The organism is Bradyrhizobium sp. IC4059, assembly GCF_020193615.1.
Classification (GTDB): Bacteria; Pseudomonadota; Alphaproteobacteria; order Rhizobiales; family Xanthobacteraceae; genus Bradyrhizobium; species Bradyrhizobium yuanmingense.
Window position 1 is genome coordinate 521,924 of sequence record NZ_JADYVH010000001.1, and the last position, 21,884, is coordinate 543,807.

The following is a 21,884-nucleotide window of genomic DNA, read 5'->3' on the forward strand; positions in this document are numbered from 1 at the left end:
GCGCTCGCCTTAGCGTTCACCCAAAGCGCTGGGCTTTGCCGCGTCCGGATATTCCTTCTCATCCAGCCGCGCATGCTGCCCGACGAAGTATTGGCCCTCTTTTCGGATTTCTTCTGCCTTGGCCAGATCTGCGGCGGTCCATTCGGACGTATCCATCAGGATAAAATCCTCTGAGCTTCCCTTCACGCCCCGGGCATCGAGCGCGACGCCGAGAATCGTTTTCCGCTCCGGGCGCGCCGCTTTCGCGGCAAAGCACCGCGCGACAAGCTCTTTCTTCCGCTCTTCGCGGTATGTCTGATGATCTTTACCGCCATCGCCCGGTCCCGCCACTAGCACATACAGAACGCCATCTTGCGGCGATTCTACGAGGCTTCCCACATAGCCTTCCTTTGCCAGCTCGGCCCGCTCTAGAATCCACTTGCTGAGCACGCGCCGCATGAAGCGGGTTTCAGCCGCCATGACCCGAACGACGCGCTCGTGATCGGTCAATTCATGATCGTTGCCGTGCTCTAGCTCTTCCCTCATGTAGAGATCAGTCAGATATTCGATGAGGCCGTCCCAGAAGGCGCTGACTTTGTTCTCCTCACGGGCCGCGAGGAATTGAGCGTCGGCTTCGACTTTGGCCCAGAGATCGGGATCGGTCCCATAAGGATCATATCCGACCTTCGGGAAGGTCCGATTGTTCCACAGGAAATAACCCAGCAGATCGAGTTCGGAGAAGCTGCGGACATATTTCCCTTCGTCGTAGAGCGCTTCCTTCTTCCGCAGGTAGTCGAGAAAATCGGCGATAGTCGAAAGCTCGGCCAGGATGACCGGAAGCGTCGTGTCATCGAAGACATGAACCCAGCCGTGGGTATTGCTGAGACGTCCAACCGCAAAGGCTTTCTCATCGTCCAGCGTTGGCGGGGAAAGCTCCAGAGTCTCGTATCCTGTCGCGGCTTTGCACCGGTGGGCGCCGCCAAGCGCAATGCAAACGCGGGTGACCCGCATTCGGTCGGCGGGTGGCAACGGCACCGGTAGGAGCTGCGTTGCCTTTGCGTCGAGGAAGACCCGGGAAGGCTGACGCTTAATCCAGTCTTCGGCTTGCGTGATCTGCTCGGCGGATTTGAAGATGGAGCGCCGAAACCAGCGCTTCCAGTCGAGATCCGCATCGCCGCTGTCAGGGAAGGCGCAGGATTTGTCGGAAAATAGGATCACATCATCGCCGAACACGACCAGCAAATCAGTCAGTTCCTTGCCGGGCTTGCGGTAGAGGTTGGGATAGCTCCAGAGCGACAGGAATGATCTTTCGCAGAGGTCAGCAAGGACTTGCTCGGAAGCCGTCAATCCGCGTGCCTTCTCAAATCGCATGGATCACCTGTGGCCACGCCGGCGCCTTGGCTTCTGTTTCGGGTATCGTGGCGGAAGAATCACCTTCGGCCGATGGATGCCGCCCAGCTTCAGCCATTCCTTGTGACGCACGAGCGTCGTCCGTTTTGACATGTGCATGATATAGGCAGCCGCGAGCGGCGTTTTTCCAGCGTCGAAGAGACGGTAACAAACTTCAAGCCCCCGATCCGACAGCGTGCCATTGTCCTTGAAATGCGCGGGGTCGCTGGGTGAAAGCTCGGCAAGAGGGCCAAGCTCCGATTCGTTTTTTAACGTCTCGCTCCTCCCCTTGCGCATGGCAGTTTGCCGCCGGATCTTCCGCGCCAAGACGCCGAGCTCGGATTCATAGGTCTTTTCCGCTGCCTCGAAATAGAGGTCGTCGAAGCTGAGCTCGATGCCAAAATCCCGGGCCAATCGATCGGGTAGGACTTTGCGATAGTGCTTCAACCGCTCCAGCTTTTGGTAGTCGTACTTCGGCTTTTGCACGCGCAACATGCGGCGGGCGAAACCAGAGCGTCCGACATCAAAGGTGAGCATGTGTAGTTCGTGCGCGATGTCGTTGCGAAACTCAATCAGGTCCTTCAACTCGGCCCGTTCATCGGCCGACAGATAGCCTTCTTTCAAGAATACATCGGCGGCCATGGCGTAGTTGAATTTCGTGCCTTTCTTGAAACGCTTCTTGGAATCCGGCCGCCAGTGCTCGCTGATCCGCAAGGTCGAAGCCAGAAGCTGCTTGATCTCTTCCGCATAGAAGAGAGACAGCACCATTTCGAAGGCGCGAAACTTCAGTATGTTGCGCTCCAGCGCTGGGAGCCTCGTGCCCTCCGGGTGTTCGAGATTGCGCATTCCTGGTCCTGATCTTGTGCTGGGTGGTTTCGCACGTTATACGCGCGCAGCGGGAAAAGTTGCAGTCCTGGTAGCGGCGCTTGGCTTGACACATCGGCGCTTAACGGCGTTTGAAACGCTTCGTCTCCGTTCGGATTCCTCGCCCTTCGCCTGCACCGAACGCGGCACTATCGTGGAGACTGGCGGAGCGCTTTGCGCGAACTTACGCGTGTCAATCTGCCCGCAGAGCGACGGGCGGTCGCAAAACGCCATGCCGGGACGAGTGGCGAGCCCTTTCATTTGGAAACGGCTGACAAGCTATTGATATCATTGGAGGCCATTTTTCGGCTTTTTTCCAAATGCGCATTGAAATCATTGAATAATCAAACTGATTTTGATTCCGCCATTCGGAGGTTCGATCCCTCCCGCCCCAGCCAGATTGCCCGCTCCGCCTGAAATCACTCACGAAACCGGCCTGGCTGGGAAGCTGCTGCACAGCTCTGCGCTGCACAGGGCGTTTCTCGGCAAAGATTCCGCCGACCGGGCCTTCCCATGCGAACCATGACCCGCCGCGACAAAGATGGCGACGTTGAGGGGCGAACGGTCTACGACGGTGAGGTCATCTCATGAACGCCACCTAAAACGAGAACAACGTCATGCCGCACTTGGTGATCGAATATTCGGAAGGGGCGCTCGCTCGCGACGACGTAACAGGCTTGATGGAAGCGCTCTTTGAAGCCGCTTGGCGAACGGGCATCATGAAGGCGGAGGACGTCAAGGTGCGGGCGTGCGTCTACAACGATTTCCTGGTTGCCGGGAAGCGTGACAGCTTCGTGCATCTGTCTGTCTATTTGCTCGAAGGTCGATCGCCCGACCAGAAGGTCGAGCTGAGTACGAGCCTTCGACGGACGATGACAGAGCGATGCCCGGATGTGGCCAGCATAAGCGTGGATGTCCGTGACATGGACCCGGTCGCCTACAAGAAACGGCTAAAATGACGGGTGCTCGCCAAAAGACGGCAGCTTCTCAGACGAGCAGGGGCTGCGCGGCGAGGGACATCTCCTTGAGGAGAGGCAGGAAGCGATCGATCATCTCACCGGTCGTGATGCGATCGACATGAGCGCCGATATTTGCGGCCGCGATGACGGCGCCATCGTAGCGGCGAATTGGCACCGATATCGACCGAAAGCCCTCTTCGGCTTCCTGATCGACAAGGCTATACCCTTTGGTGCGGTCGGCAATGATCGTCGCAATCACTGCCGATTTGTCGACCAGCGTCGACTGGGTCAGAGCCGCCAGCTTCATGCTGTCGACCGTTCTCGTCAGCTCGTCGTTTGCCAATCTGCCCAGCAGAACGCGTCCCACCGACGTGCAGAAAGCCGGCAGCCGATATCCTATGTCCAGTCCGGTCGAAAATACCCGCGCCGGACTCGAGCGGGCGATGAAAACGACCTCTTCGCCATCCAGGACCGCAAGGGAGCAGACCTCCCTGGCCTTGCCGGCGACCTCGTCCATCAACGGCTGCATCACGGTGCTGATTTGGTTCGACGTCAAATAGGCCGAAGCCAAACGCAGCACTCTGGGCGTTAGCGAAAACAACCGCTCGTTGCCCGCGACGAATCCGGATTTTACGAGGGTCATCAGAATCCGGCGCACCGTCGCCCGCGGAAGATTCGCGCTCTTGGAGAGGTCGCTGAGGGTCATTGGACGGCGATCGATACCGAACGACTGTATCACGCGAAGACCCCGATCCAGGGTCTCGATGAACTCGCTGCCCTCCCGCGCCTTTTCCTCTTCTTCCGTACGCTTCAGCCTCGGCATTCTATTGGGCGGTCCCTCTCAGTGGCCTCTCGAAAGCGAGAACCATCACAAATCCGCGCGCTAGGCGCCAGCCCTGTCTCCGGCTGTCACCAGGGATTTGAGGTCAAAGGAAGAGTCTGCGGCTTGCTCCGGTGCAGGGGAGATTCCCGCCGCAATCAGGCGTCGGGCTGCCATTTGCTCGCCTGGCCGGTTGACGCTGTCCACCGCGACCAATCGGCCCTGGCGATAGTAGAAGACCGAGAATCTTCCGTCGTCGACCGAACCTCGGACCGCCTGCCGATCATATCGTCCGGCCAGCCCGACGATCTGCAGCTTGACGTCATATTGGTCGGACCAGAACCTCGGCACATTCTCATAGGGCGCTCGAGCGCCGGCGATCGCCAGTCCAGCGGCCTTCGCTTGATCCTGGGCGTTTTGCACCGATTCCAATCTCACCCAGCTTTCGCAAAAGCGGTTGAAGTGGTTGGCGCAGTCACCGGCCGCGAAAATGTCCGATGTTTCGCATTGTCCGTGCGCGTCAACGACAATTCCATTCGTGCATCTAAGCCCCGCCGAGCGCGCGATCTCGTCATTGGCGACACCACCAATCCCCACCAGCACCAGGTCGGCGTGGACAACGGCACCGTTGCCCAGCACGACAGCGGAAACTTTTCGATCGTTTCCTTTGAAGGAAGCAACCGTTTCGTCGAGCATCACGTCGACGCCAGCCCGCAAATGCGTATCAAGAAGAAAGGTCGACAAGACCGGCGAGACGGCACGTTCAAGCAGGCGGCTGCTCGCTTCCACGACGGTGACCTTCTTGCCCAGCTTTGCCGCGGAGGCCGCAACTTCCAGCCCTATGAAGCCGCCCCCGATGATGACAATCTCCGCAGCATTGGCCAGACCTGCCTTCAGGTCGATCGCATCGGTCACCGAACGCAGATAGAAAATTCCATCGAAGTCCGCGCCTTCAACCGCGATGCGCCGCGCGCGCGAGCCCGTGGCGAAGAGGAGTTTTTCAAACTTCAAAGCGTTGCCGCCGGCCAGAGTGACCTGTCGCGCGTGCAAATCGAGCAGCGTGGCGCGCTGCCCAAGAACGAGATTGATCTGCTTGCCTTCGAAGAAAGTCTCGTCGCGCAAGGTCAGATTTTGCTCGCTGATGCGCCCGAGAAGGAAGTCCTTGGATAGCGGCGGCCTCTGATAGGGCAGCCACTCTTCGTCGCACACAATGGTGATGGGCTGAGAATAGCCGGCGTCACGAGCCGTGAGAGCGGCTTGAACCCCGGCATATGATGCGCCGATGATGACCAGCCCTGTCATGATTGCCTCGCCGGCACATGGACCACCAGCTCGTCGAGAGGGGCGGGCACCTTCAGCTGGCAACTCAGCCGACTGTTCGGCTTTCGCTCTCCCGAGACGGCGGACAGCAACTCGAGCTCTTCTTCGCTCGGCTGAGGGAGAGAGCTTGCTTGTTCTTCATCGACGTAGACGTGACAGGTCGCGCAATCGAGGCAGCCGCCGCATTCGCCGTCGATGCCGTGAATACCGTTGCGGACGGCCGCGAGCATCACGCTCACGTCGCGTCCGACCTCGATGGATTTTCCGCTGCCGTCCTGCTGGACAAATCTCACTCGCGGCATCCGACCTCCGTTTCCCAAGCTGTTCGATCTAAGAACATAAGTTCGTTAGATGGCTACAGCAGTTCTGGCGGGCCCTCAATCCCGACTTGTTGGCCGCCGCTGCGGTTCCATTAGGCAAGTTATGCGGAAATATTTTGCTTGCTTGCGCGTCACATTGGAGTCATTCTGAACGATATCGAACTAATGTTCGACTACCGAACGACAGGGCAGGATGCAATGAAGCTGACGACAGCGATCGTGGGAGTGGTGCTGACATCAGGCGCGGCGTTTGCCCAGCAGCAGGAGGCCAATGCTCCCTCGCTTGCCTTGTTCAACGGCAAGATTCTCACCATGGACGGTCAGTCAAAGGTTGCGGAAGCGCTTGCCGTTCGCGACGGAAGAATCTTGGCCGTAGGAGACGCGGCGACGATCAAGGCGTTGGCCGGAAATCGCACCCGCACGATCGACTTGCAGGGCAAGACTGTCGTTCCCGGGCTGATCGACACGCACGCGCATTTCAAGGCTGCCGGTCTGTCCGACTACGTCGTCAACATGAGCGGCGCCAAGACTGTTGCGGATGCCCTCGCAAGCATCAAGCAGTTCGTGGCGAAGAAAAAGCCCGGCGAGTGGATCATCGGAAGCGCCTGGCATCCCCCGTCACAGCTCGCGGAAAAGCGTTACCTGACACGCCAGGAAATCGACGGCGTCGCGCCGAACAATCCGGTCTATCTCCGGACCGTTGGCCACTTCTCGATGGCCAATTCGATGGCGCTCGAGAAGGCCGGCGTAACCAAGGCCACGCCAAACCCAAGCGGCGGATCGTTTGAGCGCGACAGTGCCGGTGACCTGACCGGCGTTCTGGTCGAGACGGCGATCGATCAGGTCGAAAAGACCGTTCCGGAGTGGACGGCGGACGACGAGTTTCGCCAATTCAAGCTCGCGGAAGGTGTGCTGAACTCGTTCGGGATCACCAGCGCCGTAGAAGGGGCCACCTCGCCCAGGGACATCGCGGCCCTGCAGCGCGTGGCGCAGGCCGGTGAAGCAACGCTACGGGTCGGTCTCATGTGGCGCCCGGAACCCCCCGCCGAGAACGCGGCCTGGGAGGCCATCATGCGAGGCAACGGCGCCTCCTCCGGCTTTGGCGATGACTGGCTGAAGTTCGCCGGAATCAAGATCCTTTACGATGGCGGCATGACGCTCAAGACGGCGCTCATGCGCGAGGCCTATCCAGACTCGCATGATGGCTACCACGGCATTGCCCAGCAATCGCCGCAACGCCTCAAGGATCTGGTGTCCATTTGCAATCGCCACAATTGGCGCGTGGGTGTCCATGCCGTCGGCGACAAGGGCATCGACCACGTCCTTGATGCATTCGAAGCGGCCGACAAGGAGAAATCGATCAAGGATCGGCGTTTCGTCCTGATCCATGGAAGCTTGATAGTGCCCGAGCAAATGGAGCGCGCGAAACGCCTCGGTGTCAGAGTCGACCTCCAGAACGTTTTCATGTGGGACAAGGCGGCCACCGTCGAGCGCTTCCTGGGTGCGGCGGTCGCCAATCGGGCCGTGCCCACGAAAACTCTCATCGAGAAGGTGGGGCTGAACAGCCTCGGCGCAGGCACCGACTTCCCGGTGAACACGATCAATCCCTTCATCAACATCTACGTCATGGTAACCCGCAAGGATCTCGCCGGACGCGTTTATGGAGCGAACGAAGCCGTCAGCCGCGAGCAGGCGCTGCGCCTCTACACCAGCGCGGCATCGCACTATATGTTCGAAGAGAACGAGAAGGGGACGATCGAGGCCGGAAAACTCGCGGACCTGACCGTGTTGTCGGCGGACCTCATGACGGTCCCCGAGGAGCAGATCAAAGACATCAAAGCCGACCTGACGATCGTCGGCGGCAAGATCGTGTTTCAGCGTTAGTCTGCGTCCCGATAGCATGAGGACGCATCTCGAAGCCGAGAGAGGAGATCCACGTCATGATGAGCCAAGAGCAGAACGACCTCATTACCCGCGTCGGACCGAAGGCGCCTGCGGGAAAGCTGATGCGGATGTATTGGCAGCCTGCTGCGCTCGTCGACGAACTCGCGGAGGGGCGCCCCATCAAGGCCGTCAAGCTTCTCGGCGAGAACTTCGTTCTGTTCAAGGACGAAACGGGGCGCTATGGCCTGCTCGATCGCGACTGCCCGCATCGGGGCGCCGACCTTGCCTTCGGCCGGCTCGAGAACGGTGGCCTGCGCTGCGCCTTCCACGGGTGGCTGTTCGACGTCACGGGACAGTGTCTCGAGACGCCCGCCGAGCCTGCAAACTCCTCGCTCTGCAAAAATATCAAGCAGCGGTCCTACCCCGTCGTGGAGAAGGGTGGAATCCTGTGGGCGTATTTGGGTGAAGGCGAGCCGCCCGCGCTTCCGGAGATCGACTGCTTCGCGGCGCCGGACGAATACACCTTCGCCTTCAAGGGCCTGATCGAATGCAATTGGCTGCAAGCGCTGGAAGTCGGCATCGACCCGGCTCACGCATCGTTCCTTCACCGGTTCTTCGAGGATGAGGATACATCGGCGGCCTATGGCAAGCAGTTTCGCGGTGCGTCGGCCGACTCGGAAATGCCCATGACGAAGGTCCTGCGCGAGTACGACCGGCCGATCATCAACGTCGAGCACACCGAATACGGCCTGCGGCTCATCGCCTTGCGAGAAATCGACGAGCAGCGCACCCACGTTCGCGTCACCAACCAGCTATTCCCGCATGCGTTCGTCATTCCGATGAGCACGGAGATGACGATTACCCAGTGGCATGTGCCCGTCGACGACGTGAATTGCTATTGGTATGCGATTTTCACCAGCTACGCCGCGCCCGTCGACAAGGCGAAAATGCGCGCGCAGCGCCTCGAGCTTTACGAATTGCCGGAATACCGCTCGCGGAAGAACAAGTCGAACGACTACGGCTTCGACCCGCACGAGCAGGCGACCGAGACTTACACCGGCATGGGCGCGGACATCAACGTCCACGACCAGTGGGCCGTCGAGTCGATGGGCGCTATTCAGGACCGGACGCGTGAGCATCTCGGGCAATCCGACAAGGCGATCATTCAGTACCGCCGGCTGCTTCGCCAGGAGATCGAGAAGGTGGCCTCCGGGGGCAAGCCGCTGTTGTTCCTCGACGCTGCCAGCGCGCGCAGCATCCAGGGGCCGGCCACAATGGACGGCATCGGTCCGACGAAGGGCTGGGAAACCTACTGGATGGAAGTGGACGTCAAGCGTCGTCGGGGCGCTCCCTGGGCCGCGCCGGTGCCCGCCGAGCTCGCCAAGAAGGTGCCTCACCTGACCGCCGCCGAATAAGCCAGGCCGCCCAGCTCAGCAAAGGAGATGTCGTTGAGTTTCGTCGAAAAGCACGGTCTCTGGTCGGCCGAACAGAAGGAGGCTGCCATCCGCATGCGGCGGATGGCGGAGGAGCAGGAGTTGCATACGATCCGGCTCTCCTTTCCGGACCAGCACGGCATCTTGCGCGGCAAGGCGCTGGTCGCTTCCGAGGCGCTCTCGTCGATCGAGAGCGGCTGCTCGATAACGACGACATTGCTCGCGAAAGATACCTCTCACCGCACGGTGTTTCCCGTCTTCACCGCTGGCGGCGGGTTCGGGATGCACGAGATGCAGGGGGGAGGCGACATCTTGATGGTCGCCGATCCCACCACCTTCAAGCTTCTCCCCTGGGCACCAAAAACCGGGTGGGTGCTTTGCGACCTCTACTTCTCCGACGGACGACCCGTGCCCTTCGCCTCCAGGGGCCTGTACCAATCCGTGCTGGGGCAGCTCAAGGACCGGGGCTATGATTTCAAAGCGGGCCTCGAGGTCGAATGCCACATCTTCAGAGTCGAGAATCCCCGCCTGGCGCCTTGGGACGCCGGCAGTCCCGGCCAACCGGGTGAGCCTCCGGAGGTCAGCCTGCTTTCGCAGGGCTATCAGTACCTGACGGAGCAACGTTACGACCAGATGGAGCCTGCGCTCGAGCTGATCAGGCAAAACATCGTGGCGCTGGGCTTGCCGCTTCGGTCGATCGAGTTGGAGTACGGGCCGAGCCAGTGCGAGTTCGTGTTCCAGCCCACCGTCGGCATTGAGCCGGCGGACACCATGGTGCTGTTTCGTACGGCAGTGAAGCAGATCTGCAACCGCCACGGCTATCACGCGACCTTCATGTGCCGGCCGCGGATACCGAACGTGATGTCATCGGGGTGGCACCTTCACCAATCGCTGGTCTCCCGAACAGACGGCGTCAACGCGTTCATGACCAGCGAACCGGCCGGCCTGTCGAACCTTGGCAAGCACTATATGGCCGGGCTGCTGGAGCATGCCAGGGCATCCGCGGTCTTCTCGACGCCGACGATCAATGGCTACAAACGCTACCGTTCCTACTCGCTGGCTCCGGATCGGGCGATCTGGGGACGCGACAACAGGGGCGTCATGATCCGCGTGCTGGGCGGTCCCGACGATAAAGCCACCCGGCTCGAAAACAGGATCGGCGAGCCGGCCGCAAACCCCTATCTTTACATGGCGTCGCAGATTCTGGCCGGCCTCAACGGCATTGATCGCCAGCTCGATCCCGGTCCGTCGGCGGACACCCCCTACGAGACCAAGGCGAACCTCCTGCCGACCTCCTTGCGCGAGGCGGTGTTCGCATTGCGCGATGACCCCTTCTTCCGCGAGGCTCTGGGAGAGAAATTCGTCGACTACTACGTTTTCATCAAGAACGCGGAAATCGAGCGCTTCCAATCGACGGTCACCGAGTGGGAGCAGCGAGAATATTTCGAAATGTTCTGAAACAGCATCACCGAAGCGGGAGAAGAGAGATATGAGCTTGAGGTTTGGACTTGTTGGGGCCGTCGCGATTGCCACTGCCTGGATGTCGCCGGCGCAGTGCGACACCATCAAGGTGGGGATCATCGGCACCATGTCCGGTCCGTATGCCTTGTTCGGCCAGAACTTCAAGTACGGCATTGACGCCTGGGTGGCCAAGCATGGATCGAAAGTGGGCGATCATCAGATCGAGTTTGTCTATCGCGACGAAGAATCGCCGAACCCCGCCAAGTCGAAATCATTGGCTCAGGAGTTGATCGTCAAGGAGAAGGTTCAGTACATCGCGGGACTGTACTTCACTCCGGACGCCCTGGCCGTCGCTCCGCTTCTCGAGGAAGCGAAGGTGCCTATGATCGTCATGAACGCCGCGACGTCCGCGATCGTCGAGAAGAGCCCCTACATCGTGCGGACGTCCTTTACGATGTGGCAGAACACGGTCCCCGCGGCGAAGGTGGCGAAGGCCAGAGCGGCCAAGAAGGTGGCGATCGCCGTCAGCGATTACGGCCCCGGCATCGATGCCGAATCGGCCTTCAAAAAGACGTTCGAGGCAGATGGAGGCACCATCGTCCAATCGATCAGGATGCCGCTCAATACGACCGACTTCGGCCCGATCATGCAAAGGATCAAGGATTCCGGCGCAGACATGATCTTCACATTCTTGCCGGCCGGTCCACCAACCCTGGGGTTCGTCAAGGCCTATATCGACAACGGGCTGAAAGCGTCTGGCGTGAAGTTGTTGTCCACGGGTGATGTCGTGACCGAGCCCGATCTTCCGACTATCGGTGACAGCGGCGTAGGCATCCTGTCGACTTACCACTACGCGGTCTCGCATGACTCTTCAGAGAACAAAGCCTTCCTGGCCGATCTGATCAAGGCTGGCGCCAAGGCTGACGACATCACCATGGCGTCGGTCGCGGCCTATGACGGTGCTCGGCTCATCTACAAGATGGTTGAGGCCACGAACGGTCAAAAGGATCCGGACAAAGCCCTTGCGGCCGTGAAGGGCATGAAATGGGTCAGTCCGCGCGGCCCCGTGTCGATCGACCCGGATACCCGGCATATTCGTCAGAACGTTTATCTGCGCGAAGTCGTGAAGCAGGACGGCAAGCTCCTCAACAAGGAACTGCAAACGTTCGATGCGCAGCCGGACTGGGGCCTGGCGAAGAACTAGGGCGGATCGCTCGCGATGTAAATCTCGCGAGCAATCTCTTCATCGTGTCGGATAAGGGCCCGGAATGAGTGGTCGGTCGCAGTCTATTCGCTTCGTCAACGGTCGCATCTATCGCGATGCCAGCGACCGGATGATACCCGGCTTGACGGACGCGCACATCCACCTGTTCGGGCTGGCTGCCGAGCGGCTCCAGATCCGAAAAGCCGCGGAAGCATTCAACTAATGGCGTGGACGGGTCTCAGCATCGGGCTAGATGCCCTCTCGTACGGCATGGTGCTCTTCATCATCTCCATCGGGCTGTCCATCATGATGGGCCTGATGAGGGTCGTGAACCTTGCTCATGGCGCATTTGCGATGATCGGGGGATATCTCGCGTCGTTTGCGCTCAAGAACGCGGGAGTTGGATATCCACTCGCGATTGTCCTGGCGGTCCTCGGCACCATTGCGATCGCCTTTCCGCTCGAATTTCTTCTCTACCGCCGGATTTATCGCAAGTCCGATGAGCTGACCCAGATATTGCTCACGATCGGCATTGCGTTCGTCATCATCGGCGTTGCCAACTACATTCTTGGCCCGACGACCAAATCCATTCCGCTGCCTCCGCTGCTGAGCGGTCCCGTCGATCTCGGCTTCCGAATGATCCCGGCTCATCGGATTTTCGTGACGATTTGCGGAGTGTGCACCGCGGGCTTGCTCTGGCTACTGATCGACCGCACCGAGTTCGGGATCCGGCTGCGTGCCGCGGTCGACAACGGTGACATGGCCGAGTCGCTCGGAATCAAGACGCAGATCCTTTTTTCCGCGACCTTCGCGCTTGCGGTCGGCCTGGCGGCGTTCGGGGGCGTGGTGGGCGCCGAACTGTTGCCCGTCGAACCTTTTTACGCGCTCAGATATATGGTGACGTTCCTTGTCGTCGTCTCGGTCGGCGGGGCAGGATCGATCCCGGGCGCCGTGGCGGCATCGATATTGCTTGGCCTCGCGGACACGACCGGCAAGTATCTTGCACCCGAATATGGTGAGTTCTTCTTCTATCTTGCGGTCATTCTGGTCGTGTTTCTGTTCCCGAACGGCCTTTTGGGCAGGAGGCACTGACGTGACGGATCGAGCCATGGTCGATGGCGTGAGCCCGCCGCGTTTTTCCGTGCCGCTTGAGCTGCGCGCTGTCGCAATCACGCTGGCGCTCGGAGTGCTCGGCTACACGCTTTTTCCGGAGGACCTCGCGTTTCTGACGCGACTGATCAGCATCACGCTTCTGGTGCTGTCGCTCGATCTGGTCACGGGGTATTGCGGTGTCGCCACCCTGGGGCATGCGGCGATCTATGGTGTGAGCGCCTACGTCGTGGGTAACGCCTGCCTTGCCGGACATTCCGACCCCCTGCTGTTGTTGCTCGTGGGGGCGGTGGCCGGTGCCGTGATGGGGCTGGTCTCAGGCGTCCTTGTCACGAGGTTCAAGGGTCTCCCCCAGCTCGTGCTATCCATTGCCGTCGGACAGCTCGTCGCGGCGCTGGCCAACAAACTGTCCAGCCTGACGGGCGGAAGCGACGGATTGTCCGGCATTTCGCCTGGACGAATCTTTGGGGTCTATGCGTTCGACATGTATGGTCGCACCGGCTATGTGTTCTCCGTTGCGGTGCTTATGGTCGTGTTCGTGGTGCTGCTTCGAATCGTGCACTCTCCGTTCGGCCTGCTTTGTCAGGCAATCAAGGATGACAGCCTGCGAGCTCGGATGATCGGTGCCCGCGTGTATCCCCGGCTCGTGCTGATGTATGGCGTGTCGGGGGTTGTTGGCGGAATTGGTGGTGCTCTCAATGCCATCAATACGGGCGTCGTGGGACTGGATAGCATCGGATTTGAGCGGTCGGCTGAAGCTCTCGTCATGCTGGTCCTGGGTGGCGCAGGCAGTCTCTGGGGCGCGCTGATCGGATCCATCGTCTTCCAAGTGTTCGAGCACTACGTCTCGGCTGCGAATCCATTCCATTGGATGACCATGGTCGGTGCGTTGCTGATCGGGGTCGTTTTGTTCGCCCCGAAAGGCCTGGTGTCCCTTGGAGGCTTGCTTGCTGGTCGCACCGCCTCGGTGATGAGGAGGCGCCCGTGAGCCGGCCGCTGCTCGAACTGCGAAACGTTTCGATGTCCTTCGGCGGGATGCGGGTCAACGATGATATTTCCTTCAGTATCGGGAAGGGAGAAAGGGTCGCGTTGATTGGCCCGAACGGCGCGGGCAAAACCACGCTCGTCAACGTCATCTCCGGTGACTTGACCCCTTCACAGGGTGCCGTCCACCTCGCTGGGGTTGATGTCACCGCGCTGCCGATTTCCGATCGCGTCGACGCCGGCTTGATCCGGACATTTCAGATTACGAGGCTCTTCAAGAGCCTGACGGTCGCACAAAACGTCGCGCTCGCCGTGATGCAACGAAAGGGGCTCACGAGAAGCATGTTTTCCTCCCCGATGGATCGGCCGGACGTTCGTCGGGAGTGGGAGCGGGCCCTTGGAACGCTCGGGATCGCCCATCTGGCCGACAGGCAGGTCTCGCAACTGGCGTACGGTCAGCAGCGCCTTCTTGACCTGGCAATCGGGCTTGCTCTCGAGCCGAAGGTCCTGCTCCTGGACGAGCCCGCGGCAGGGGTTCCGTCGGAGGAGTCCTCCAAGATCATCGAGGCGATCGACAGATTGCCATCTGATATCGCGGTCTTGATGATCGAGCATGACATGGACCTGGTGTTCAAATTTGCCCGCCGTGTGCTCGTTCTCGCCAACGGAAAGCTGATCTTCCAGGGCGATCCGGCAGAAGTCACGCACCATCAGGAAGTCCGTCGAGCTTATCTAGGTAGCTACGCAGATGCCCGCCACGCGTCTTGAAGTCAAAGGTCTCAGTGCCGGGTATGGCCCCACCCGTATCATCGATCACATGTCGTTCGAGGTCTTGCCCGGAGGCCGTCTCAGCATCCTTGGTCGAAACGGAGTCGGCAAGACGACCTTGCTCGCATCGCTGATGGGTCTGACGACCCATCATGGGGGAAAAGTATTCCTGGGCGAGGCTGATCTCACGGATATCAAGGCATCGACACGCGCTCAACGAGGTCTCGGTTACGTACCGCAGACACGCGACATATTTCGGTCGCTGACGGTGGAAGAAAACCTGGTCGCGGGTCTCAAGGATCGAGGTCGAGAGGCACTTGAAGAGGTCTACGTGATGTTTCCGAGGTTGGCCGAACGTCGACGCCATTTCGGGACGCAATTATCGGGCGGCGAGCAGCAGATGCTCTCGCTCGCCAGGACGCTGCTGGGAAGGCCTTCAGTTCTCCTCTTGGATGAGCCGCTCGAGGGGCTCGCGCCGGTGATCTGCGATCAGATCATGGAAATCATCACCGCGCTGGCGAGTTCTGGTGAGATGACCATCGTTTTGGTCGAGCAGCAGATCGAACGAGCGCTGCGCTTTGCCGATCATGTCATGGTGGTTGAACGCGGCAAAGCGGTCTGGAGTGGGGAATGCGCGCACTTGCGCGACGACCCCAAGATGGTCGAGCGCCTGCTCGGTGTTGGGGTGCACTGAGGCATGCGACGTCCTTGTCATTGAGACGATGGGCAAGCTCGTATCACCCTTGCCCCTTCGGGCGGCGGGGTTTGGCCGTAGCGCTCGCCCGGAAAGGCGAACCGGCAGCACGATCGCACGCCAAAGGGCCGGACAAGTTGATCCCTTGCCGCAAAGCGCTCAAGGACGACCGCAAGCGCTGTCAGTTCAGCCTTCCAAGCAGTCTTCGGATGATCTTCCGCAAGTTTTCGGCGTACTCATCGACGACCTGACGCCTCTCGGCCGATGGCGGCAGCTGACATTCGTCGTTCCCGTCCGGCGACGGAGGATCCGTCTTGGAACTCCCGCGCATGATCGAGGCGATCGGCTTTGTCACTTTCACGGGAAGTCTGACCTCTGATGCACGACGCGCGTCGTTCAGGCTAGGTGCCAATTCCATCTGCGGCCTTCACACAAGTTAAGTCGCCGGAGCGGGTCGATCTGCATGGCTCGTCGCCGACGCATGGCGCCGCAACATTTTGCAAATCGCGGCGCGCTAGGTGCACGAGGCGGTCGGATCGCACTTCGGGCAGCGGCCGTCGGCGGCTGCGCCGAGCTGGCGGCCGAGCTCGGCCCTGAGAGCCTCCTTGTTCCATTCGGCGCCGTCGCATCTGACGATTCGCTTGGCGCGCTCGAAGGCGTGACTCTCGGCGGCGTCATCGCCGATGCGGACGATCACGTCCCGATGGAACGGGCAGGCCGTCGTCGCGCGGGTCGTCTCCAGGGCGTAGCGCACGACCTCGGTGAGATCGTCGGTGTCAATGTCGGCAAGCATGTCGGTTCTCCTGATCGGCATCCTCCCTTGTCCAGACCATGCACTGGCTTCGACGAAAATCGGCCTCGGGCTCGATGGGAGCGCCGAGGCCGATTGTTCGCGTGGCTCTTCCATCCAGGGTCTGAACTCGTCCAGCAAACCCGCGCTGCCGATCTTCGTTCCATCGAACTCTCCGGCGGAGCCGCTCTCCGGCCTGCTCCATGTTCGCGGTCTTCTGCACTCTCCGTGAAAGCGGCGCCGGGAAGGCCTCGAAATCCAAACGTCGCTCGCTCCGGCAAAGGGGACCTCGAAAAAGCGTTCCCGATGCCGACACAAGACTATGGTCGGCGTCGCAAATATGTCTTGATCCAGCTCAAAGGAGGCGGCGGTATTCGACCGAACGCTTCTCGATCGGCAACCCGCTTACAAGCGCTGCGCGACGTCTTCACCGCTGCTCGCGTCAATCCGTTCAGGACATCTGCGTAAGTATTGGCCCGCAATTTCCAGGTCGCCGCGCCGGGCGCATATCTCCAGCATGGAGCGCAACGTCATCTTCAAATGCCCCCGCACGGGCATGAACGTGCAGCACTGGATTCCCGGCACAGCCTCCGACGCCGCGGACACGCACGTCCCGGTCCGGTGTCCCGCTTGCGCTTCGCTGCACTTCGTCAATGTCGCCAGCGGCAAGACCTTGAGCGAGGGCATCGGTCGGCCACGCGCGACCACGGCGCCAGCCGGTCACAACCAGCCTGATCCATCGCGTCCTTGACTTCGTGAGCTTCGCGCAGCCGCGCCCGGATCAGATTTCCGACTGGATCCTCAAGGCGTCTCAGACCCAGCCGCCATCGACGATGTAGTGCTGGGCGGTGCAGGCGGACGCCTCGTCGGAGGCGAGGAAGACGGTGAACTTTGCAACCTCGTCCGGCATGAGCCGGCGCTTCAGGCATTGTCGCTGCTGCAACTCGATCTCGCCGGCCGGCGTCATCCATTTCTCGAGCTGCCGCTCGGTCATGATCCAGCCTGGCGCGATCGCATTGACTCGGATGTTGTAGGGGCCGTAGTCGCGCGCCAGCGAGCGCGTCAGCCCGATCACGCCTGACTTGCTGGCGGTGTAGGCGGCCATGCCGCCTTGTCCTGCGATCCACGATACCGAGCCGAAATTGATGATGGCGCCGGCATTGGCCGCCTTCATGTCCGGCAACACGGCCTGAGATGCGAAGAACTGGTGCTTCAGGTTCACCGCGATGCGGTCGTCCCAATAGTCCGGCGTCATCTCCTCGGTGTTGTGCCGCTCGTCATGCGCGGCATTGTTGATCAGGATGTTGATCGGGCCATGAGCCTTGCGTGCCGCGACGACGCCGGCACGCAGCGCAGGGATGTCGGTGAGATCGACATGCTGGAAATGCGCAGCCAATCCCTGCTCGGATAGCTCGCGCGCCAGGCGCTGTCCCTCCTCGACCTTGATGTCGAAGAACACCACCTTGGATTTCTGCTCCGCAAAGCGCCGCACGATCGCAGCGCCGATTCCGGCTGCGCCGCCGGTGACGAGCACGACCTTGCCGGCGAGGTCGGAATAGATCGCAGCCATGGGCACCTCGTTTGTTGCGGCCGGCGCGGCAGGCCGCGTCGACTCTTTCGCAAACCATAGCCATTCCATTGGTGAGGTGCATAGATCAGAATTTGTGTTGCGCACCTCAAAAATTGAGGGCAGGATTGCGTCAAAGAATAAGACGGTCGGGAGGATGTGATGAGATTGCTCGGGAAACTGGGACTCGCCGCTGCCGCATGCCTGCTTTGGGCCAGTTCCGCGTCAGCCGACACCACGGTCAAATGGCTGCACATCGAGGTCAACCCGGCCCAGGTGAAGATCTGGGAGGAGGTCGCACGCAGCTATGAGGCGTCGCACCCCGGTGTGAAGGTCGAGATGCAGTTCCTCGAGAACGAGGCCTACAAGGCCAAGCTGCCGACCATCCTGCAATCCAAGGACCGGCCGCACATCATCTATAGCTGGGCAGGCGGAGTGCTGAAGACCCAGATCGAGGCCGGCGTCCTGGCAGACATCACCGATTCCGTGAAGAGCGGCGGCTACAGCGACACGATCGCACCGGCAGCGCTCGCGGCTTTCACCAGCAACGGCAAGGTCTATGGCCTGCCGACCGCGCTCTCGCAGGTCGGCTTCCTCTACAACAAGGACTTGATGGCCAAGGGTAATGTCGACGCGAGCAAGATCAAGACATGGGACGATCTGCTCGGCGCAGTGAAAACGCTGAGGGCCGCGGGCGTGACGCCGATTGTGGTTGGCGGTGCCGATAAATGGCCGCTGCATTTTTACTGGACGCATCTCGCAGTGCGCATCGGCGGCAAGCCGGGCTTCGATGCAGCACTGAAGGGCGAGAATGGCGGGTTCGCCGGCGAGACCTTCCAGAAATCAGGTGAGCTGTTCAAGCAGCTGGTCGATCTGCAGCCCTTCCAGAACGGCTTCCTCGGCTTCAAGAATCCGCAGGCCGTCGGCTATTTCGGCGACGGCAAGGCCGCGATGATCCTGGCCATCTCGTCCTTCTATCACACCCAGCGCGCGCTTGCCGCCGACAAGGTTGGTCTCAGCGACGACAAGCTTGGCTGGTTCGATTTTCCGGTCGTACCCGGCGGCAAGGGTGAGCCGTCAGACACGCTCGGTGGCATCACCGGCTGGTTGATCACCAAGGGGGCGCCCAAGGAAGCCACCGACTTCCTGAAATTCTTTATCTCCAAGGACGTGCAGGCGCGGCTTGCTGCCGGCAACTTCATCGTTCCCGTCGTCAAGGGCGGCGAGGCCGGTCTCAACAGCGCTTTCATGAAGCAGATCGCGGCCAATCTGGCGAAGTCCAACTATCACCAGAACTTCTATGACCAGAGCCTTGGCCCGTCGGTCGGCCGCGTCGTCAACGACGTCACGGCTGAGATCGCCGGCGGCAGCATGAGCCCGCAGAACGCAGCGAAAGCCATCGAAGCGGCGTACAAGCAGGGTAACTGACCGGTGGCGCGACGGATCGCGATGTCGTCGCCGATCGGCGTTGCCGGTGAGGCGGCCCCCCAGGTCGGGATTCGTGGCCCAGGCTGGGATGGCCGCTTCACGGTCCTGATCCTGTTCCTGCCGCCCGCGCTGCTGCTGTTCACGCTGTTCGTGGTGCTGCCGATCGGCGAAGCCGCCTGGTACTCCGCCTTCAACTGGAACGGGTTCGGCAGGCCGACGAACTGGATCGGCTTCGACAATTACCGCTTCGTGCTGGAGACGCGGGCCTTCTGGCTCGCGCTGCGCAACAACGGGCTGATCATCGCCGTTTCGCTCGCCGTCCAGCTGCCGCTTGCGCTCACGCTCGCCCTCATGCTGGCCGAACGCTTTCGTGGCGCCGTGGCGCTGCGCATGCTGTTCTTCATGCCCTATATCCTCGCCGAGATCGCAACCGGGCTGATCTTCAGCTTCGTCTATGACGGCGACTACGGCCTCGTCGCCTCGATCTGGCGCACCTTCGGCGCCGAGCCTCCGCATCTGTTGGCCTCGACCGACACGGCGATGCTGGCGGTGCTGATCGTGGTGGTCTGGAAATATTTCGGCTTCCACATGATGCTGTTCATCGCCGCGCTCCAGAGCCTCGACAAAAACCTGGTCGAGGCCGCCCGTATCGACGGCGCGACGCGGACGCAGACGCTGCGCCACGTCGTGATCCCCTTGCTCTATCCGACGATCCGCCTGTCGGTGTTCTTCGCCATCATCGGATCGCTGCAGCTGTTCGATCTCGTCATGCCGCTGACGCGCGGCGGACCGGCCGATTCCTCCAACACGTTGGTGAGCTTTCTCTACAACAATGGCATCTCGCGCATGCGCGTCGGCTATGGCAGCGCCATCGGCGTCATCCTGTTCGCGATCTGCGTGACCTTTGCCTTCACTTACAAGCGATGGTTCATGCGCGATGAATAGTGTCGGGGCTAGACACACATTCGATCCCGCAGCGCTGTTCAAGGCGCTGTTCCTCGGCATGGTCGCGATCTTCGTCCTGGTGCCGCTGCTCGCGACCTTGCTCGGCGGCTTCAAGTCGCTCGGCGAGCTCCGTGTCAATCCATTCGGCCTGCCCGCACAATGGGAGTGGCAGAACTACGCCGACATCCTGTTCTCGGCCCGCTACTGGCAGCTGCTGCGCAATTCGCTTGTCATCTCGACGCTGGCGGTGGCGCTGACCCTGATCACGGCTTCGATGGCCGCGTTCACCTTCGCCCATGTCAGGTTCTTCGGCTCATCGATGCTGCTCAGCTATCTGACGCTGGGCCTGCTGTTTCCCGCCGCGACCGCCGTGCTGCCTCTGTTCATCAAGGTGCGCGATCTCGGCCTGCTCGATACCTATTTCGGGGTCGCGCTGCCGCAGGTGGCGTTCAGCCTCGCCATGAGCGTGCTGCTGCTACGCCGCTTCTTCAAGGACATTCCCTATGAGCTGCTCGAGGCCGCGCTGGTCGACGGCTGCAGCTACATCAAGTTCTTCCGCTATGTGACGCTGCCCTTGTCGCGTCCGATCCTGGCGACGGTCGGCACCATCACCTTCGTCAACAGCTGGAACGCCTACCTGCTGCCACTGGTGATGCTGAACACCGACGCGCTGTATCCCTGGCCGCTCGGCATCATGGTCTACCAGGGCGAATATTCGTCCGAATGGCACCTGATCCTGGCCTTCATCACACTCACCATCCTGCCCACGATCATTCTGTTCCTGCTGGCGCAGAAGCACATCGTGGCCGGCCTCACCGCGGGCGCGGTCAAGGGATGAGCCGTATTCTGAGGAGATAACATGAGAAAAGTCGGCATCGGAATCATCGGCTGCGGGGTGATCAGCACCGCCTATCTCAAGGCGGCCCAGCGCTTTCCGGTCATGGAGGTCAGGGCGCTCGCCGACATGCGCAGCGAGATTGCGGAACGCCAGGGCGCGGCCTTCGGCTTGCCGGGAATGCGGGTCGACCAATTGTTGAAGCGCGACGATGTCGAAATAATCGTCAATCTCACGGTGCCGCTCGCCCACACCGATGTCAGCCTCGCGGTGCTGAATGCCGGCAAGCACGTCCACTCGGAGAAGCCGCTCGGCATCAATGTCGCTGAGGCGCGCAAGGTCATGGAGCTTGCCGCGCAGAAGAACCTGCGCGTCGGCTGCGCGCCCGACACGTTCCTTGGCGGCGGCCATCAGACCGCGCGCAAGCTGATCGACGACGGCGCGATCGGCACGCCAGTCGCGGGCAGCGTTTTCTTCGGCTGCCCCGGCCACGAGCGCTGGCACCCGGCGCCCGGCTTCTATTACCTGCGCGGCGGCGGGCCGATGCTCGACATGGGGCCGTACTACATCACCGAACTCGTGCAATTGCTCGGCCCGGTCGCCAGCGTGATGGGCTCGACCGCGCGCCCCAAAACCGAGCGCCTCGTCACCAGCCAGCCGATGAACGGCGCGCTGATTCCGGTCGAGGTCCCGACCCATGTCGCGGGGACGCTGGAGTTCGAAAGCGGGGCGGTCGTGTCGATCACGATGAGCTTCGACGTGCCGAAACATCGGCATGCGCCGATCGAGATCTACGGCGACAAGGGCAGCATGCTGGTGCCGGATCCAAATCGCTTCGGCGGCGAGGTTCAGGTGGCCAAAACCGGCGGCGAATGGGAAGCGATGCCGCTGACGCACGGTCACGTCGAGGGCGAGTTCCGCTCGATCGGCGTCGCCGACATGGCTGGCGCGATCCTGAACGACCGGCCGCATCGCGCCAGCGGCGCGCTCGCCCTCCACGTGCTGGAGGTGATGGAGGCGTTCCAGACTTCCGCCGACGAGGGCCGCCGCGTCAAGATCGAGAGCCGCGTCGAGCGGCCGGCGATGCTGCCGGCGGGACGCGAAACCGGACAGATCGATTGAGGGTATGA

At 61.1% G+C, this 21,884-nt stretch carries 21 protein-coding genes; 14 read left to right on the forward strand and 7 right to left on the reverse strand.

Annotated features, from left to right (window positions below):
* Positions 1-9: 9 nt before the first annotated feature.
* A complete protein-coding gene (locus I6F12_RS02480; RefSeq protein ID WP_225155425.1) occupies positions 10-1,350 on the reverse strand; it encodes a hypothetical protein in 1,341 nt (446 codons plus the stop codon).
* A gap of 3 nt (positions 1,351-1,353) precedes the next feature.
* Positions 1,354-2,214, reverse strand: a complete 861-nt coding sequence (locus I6F12_RS02485; RefSeq protein WP_225155426.1) for a hypothetical protein — start codon at positions 2,212-2,214, stop codon at positions 1,354-1,356.
* A gap of 635 nt (positions 2,215-2,849) precedes the next feature.
* On the opposite strand from I6F12_RS02485, the gene I6F12_RS02490 reads away from it, so the two are divergent.
* The gene (locus I6F12_RS02490) at positions 2,850-3,191 is read left to right on the forward strand and encodes a 5-carboxymethyl-2-hydroxymuconate Delta-isomerase (protein ID WP_036004140.1); all 342 of its coding nucleotides are present in this window, start codon (positions 2,850-2,852) and stop codon (positions 3,189-3,191) included.
* 28 nt (positions 3,192-3,219) lie between these two features.
* Here I6F12_RS02490 and I6F12_RS02495 read toward each other — a convergent pair whose 3' ends face one another.
* Genes I6F12_RS02495 through I6F12_RS02505 form a run of 3 tightly spaced genes read right to left on the reverse strand, consistent with a single transcriptional unit; the run spans position 3,220 to position 5,633 of the window.
* On the reverse strand, positions 3,220-4,014 hold the full coding sequence (locus tag I6F12_RS02495; protein ID WP_225155427.1) for an IclR family transcriptional regulator C-terminal domain-containing protein: 795 nt from the start codon (positions 4,012-4,014) through the stop codon (positions 3,220-3,222).
* Positions 4,015-4,074: 60 nt separating this feature from the next.
* Positions 4,075-5,313 carry an FAD-dependent oxidoreductase gene (locus I6F12_RS02500; protein WP_225155428.1) on the reverse strand — a complete coding sequence of 413 codons (1,239 nt, stop codon included), beginning with the start codon at positions 5,311-5,313 and terminating at the stop codon, positions 4,075-4,077.
* Positions 5,310-5,633, reverse strand: coding sequence for a 2Fe-2S iron-sulfur cluster-binding protein (locus I6F12_RS02505; RefSeq protein ID WP_081494511.1), 324 nt, complete (start codon positions 5,631-5,633; stop codon positions 5,310-5,312). The genes I6F12_RS02500 and I6F12_RS02505 overlap by 4 nt, the downstream gene beginning before the upstream one ends.
* 183 nt (positions 5,634-5,816) lie before the next feature.
* Here I6F12_RS02505 and I6F12_RS02510 point away from each other — a divergent pair, with 183 nt between their 5' ends.
* From I6F12_RS02510 to I6F12_RS02550, 9 genes are all read left to right on the forward strand, one after another.
* Positions 5,817-7,535, forward strand: a complete 1,719-nt coding sequence (locus I6F12_RS02510; RefSeq protein WP_225155429.1) for an amidohydrolase — start codon at positions 5,817-5,819, stop codon at positions 7,533-7,535.
* Positions 7,536-7,591: 56 nt separating this feature from the next.
* Positions 7,592-8,950 (forward strand): aromatic ring-hydroxylating dioxygenase subunit alpha, encoded by a 1,359-nt coding sequence (locus I6F12_RS02515; protein WP_225155430.1) that lies wholly within the window; start codon positions 7,592-7,594, stop codon positions 8,948-8,950.
* Positions 8,951-8,983: 33 nt separating this feature from the next.
* Positions 8,984-10,426: a glutamine synthetase family protein gene (locus I6F12_RS02520; protein ID WP_225134209.1), complete on the forward strand. Its 1,443-nt coding sequence runs from the start codon at positions 8,984-8,986 to the stop codon at positions 10,424-10,426.
* 82 nt (positions 10,427-10,508) lie between these two features.
* On the forward strand, positions 10,509-11,633 hold the full coding sequence (locus I6F12_RS02525) for an ABC transporter substrate-binding protein (RefSeq protein ID WP_225134249.1): 1,125 nt from the start codon (positions 10,509-10,511) through the stop codon (positions 11,631-11,633).
* Between the two features lie 64 nt (positions 11,634-11,697).
* The gene (locus tag I6F12_RS02530; protein WP_157783994.1) at positions 11,698-11,856 is read left to right on the forward strand and encodes a hypothetical protein; all 159 of its coding nucleotides are present in this window, start codon (positions 11,698-11,700) and stop codon (positions 11,854-11,856) included.
* Positions 11,856-12,725, forward strand: a complete 870-nt coding sequence (locus tag I6F12_RS02535; RefSeq protein WP_036004151.1) for a branched-chain amino acid ABC transporter permease — start codon at positions 11,856-11,858, stop codon at positions 12,723-12,725. Before I6F12_RS02530 ends, I6F12_RS02535 begins: the two co-directional genes overlap by 1 nt.
* A gap of 16 nt (positions 12,726-12,741) precedes the next feature.
* Entirely contained in the window at positions 12,742-13,731 is a 990-nt protein-coding gene (locus tag I6F12_RS02540; protein WP_225155736.1) for a branched-chain amino acid ABC transporter permease, read from the forward strand.
* Between the two features lie 32 nt (positions 13,732-13,763).
* Positions 13,764-14,495 (forward strand): ABC transporter ATP-binding protein, encoded by a 732-nt coding sequence (locus I6F12_RS02545; RefSeq protein ID WP_225112739.1) that lies wholly within the window; start codon positions 13,764-13,766, stop codon positions 14,493-14,495.
* Positions 14,476-15,189 (forward strand): ABC transporter ATP-binding protein, encoded by a 714-nt coding sequence (locus I6F12_RS02550; protein ID WP_225155431.1) that lies wholly within the window; start codon positions 14,476-14,478, stop codon positions 15,187-15,189. The genes I6F12_RS02545 and I6F12_RS02550 overlap by 20 nt, the downstream gene beginning before the upstream one ends.
* 514 nt (positions 15,190-15,703) lie before the next feature.
* On the opposite strand, the gene I6F12_RS02555 is transcribed toward I6F12_RS02550, so the two are convergent.
* Both I6F12_RS02555 and I6F12_RS02560 read right to left on the reverse strand, forming a co-directional pair.
* On the reverse strand, positions 15,704-15,982 hold the full coding sequence (locus tag I6F12_RS02555) for a hypothetical protein (RefSeq protein ID WP_036026108.1): 279 nt from the start codon (positions 15,980-15,982) through the stop codon (positions 15,704-15,706).
* Positions 15,983-16,790: 808 nt separating this feature from the next.
* Entirely contained in the window at positions 16,791-17,549 is a 759-nt protein-coding gene (locus tag I6F12_RS02560; RefSeq protein WP_036026107.1) for an SDR family NAD(P)-dependent oxidoreductase, read from the reverse strand.
* 159 nt (positions 17,550-17,708) lie between these two features.
* On the opposite strand from I6F12_RS02560, the gene I6F12_RS02565 reads away from it, so the two are divergent.
* The 4 genes from I6F12_RS02565 to I6F12_RS02580 are packed head-to-tail and all read left to right on the forward strand — an operon-like array spanning position 17,709 to position 21,876.
* On the forward strand, positions 17,709-18,974 hold the full coding sequence (locus tag I6F12_RS02565; protein ID WP_225155432.1) for an extracellular solute-binding protein: 1,266 nt from the start codon (positions 17,709-17,711) through the stop codon (positions 18,972-18,974).
* A gap of 3 nt (positions 18,975-18,977) precedes the next feature.
* Positions 18,978-19,919: a sugar ABC transporter permease gene (locus I6F12_RS02570; RefSeq protein ID WP_225155433.1), complete on the forward strand. Its 942-nt coding sequence runs from the start codon at positions 18,978-18,980 to the stop codon at positions 19,917-19,919.
* On the forward strand, positions 19,912-20,757 hold the full coding sequence (locus I6F12_RS02575) for a carbohydrate ABC transporter permease (RefSeq protein WP_225112726.1): 846 nt from the start codon (positions 19,912-19,914) through the stop codon (positions 20,755-20,757). The genes I6F12_RS02570 and I6F12_RS02575 overlap by 8 nt, the downstream gene beginning before the upstream one ends.
* A 21-nt stretch (positions 20,758-20,778) precedes the next feature.
* Positions 20,779-21,876, forward strand: coding sequence for a Gfo/Idh/MocA family oxidoreductase (locus tag I6F12_RS02580; RefSeq protein WP_225155434.1), 1,098 nt, complete (start codon positions 20,779-20,781; stop codon positions 21,874-21,876).
* The last annotated feature ends 8 nt before the right edge of the window (positions 21,877-21,884 follow it).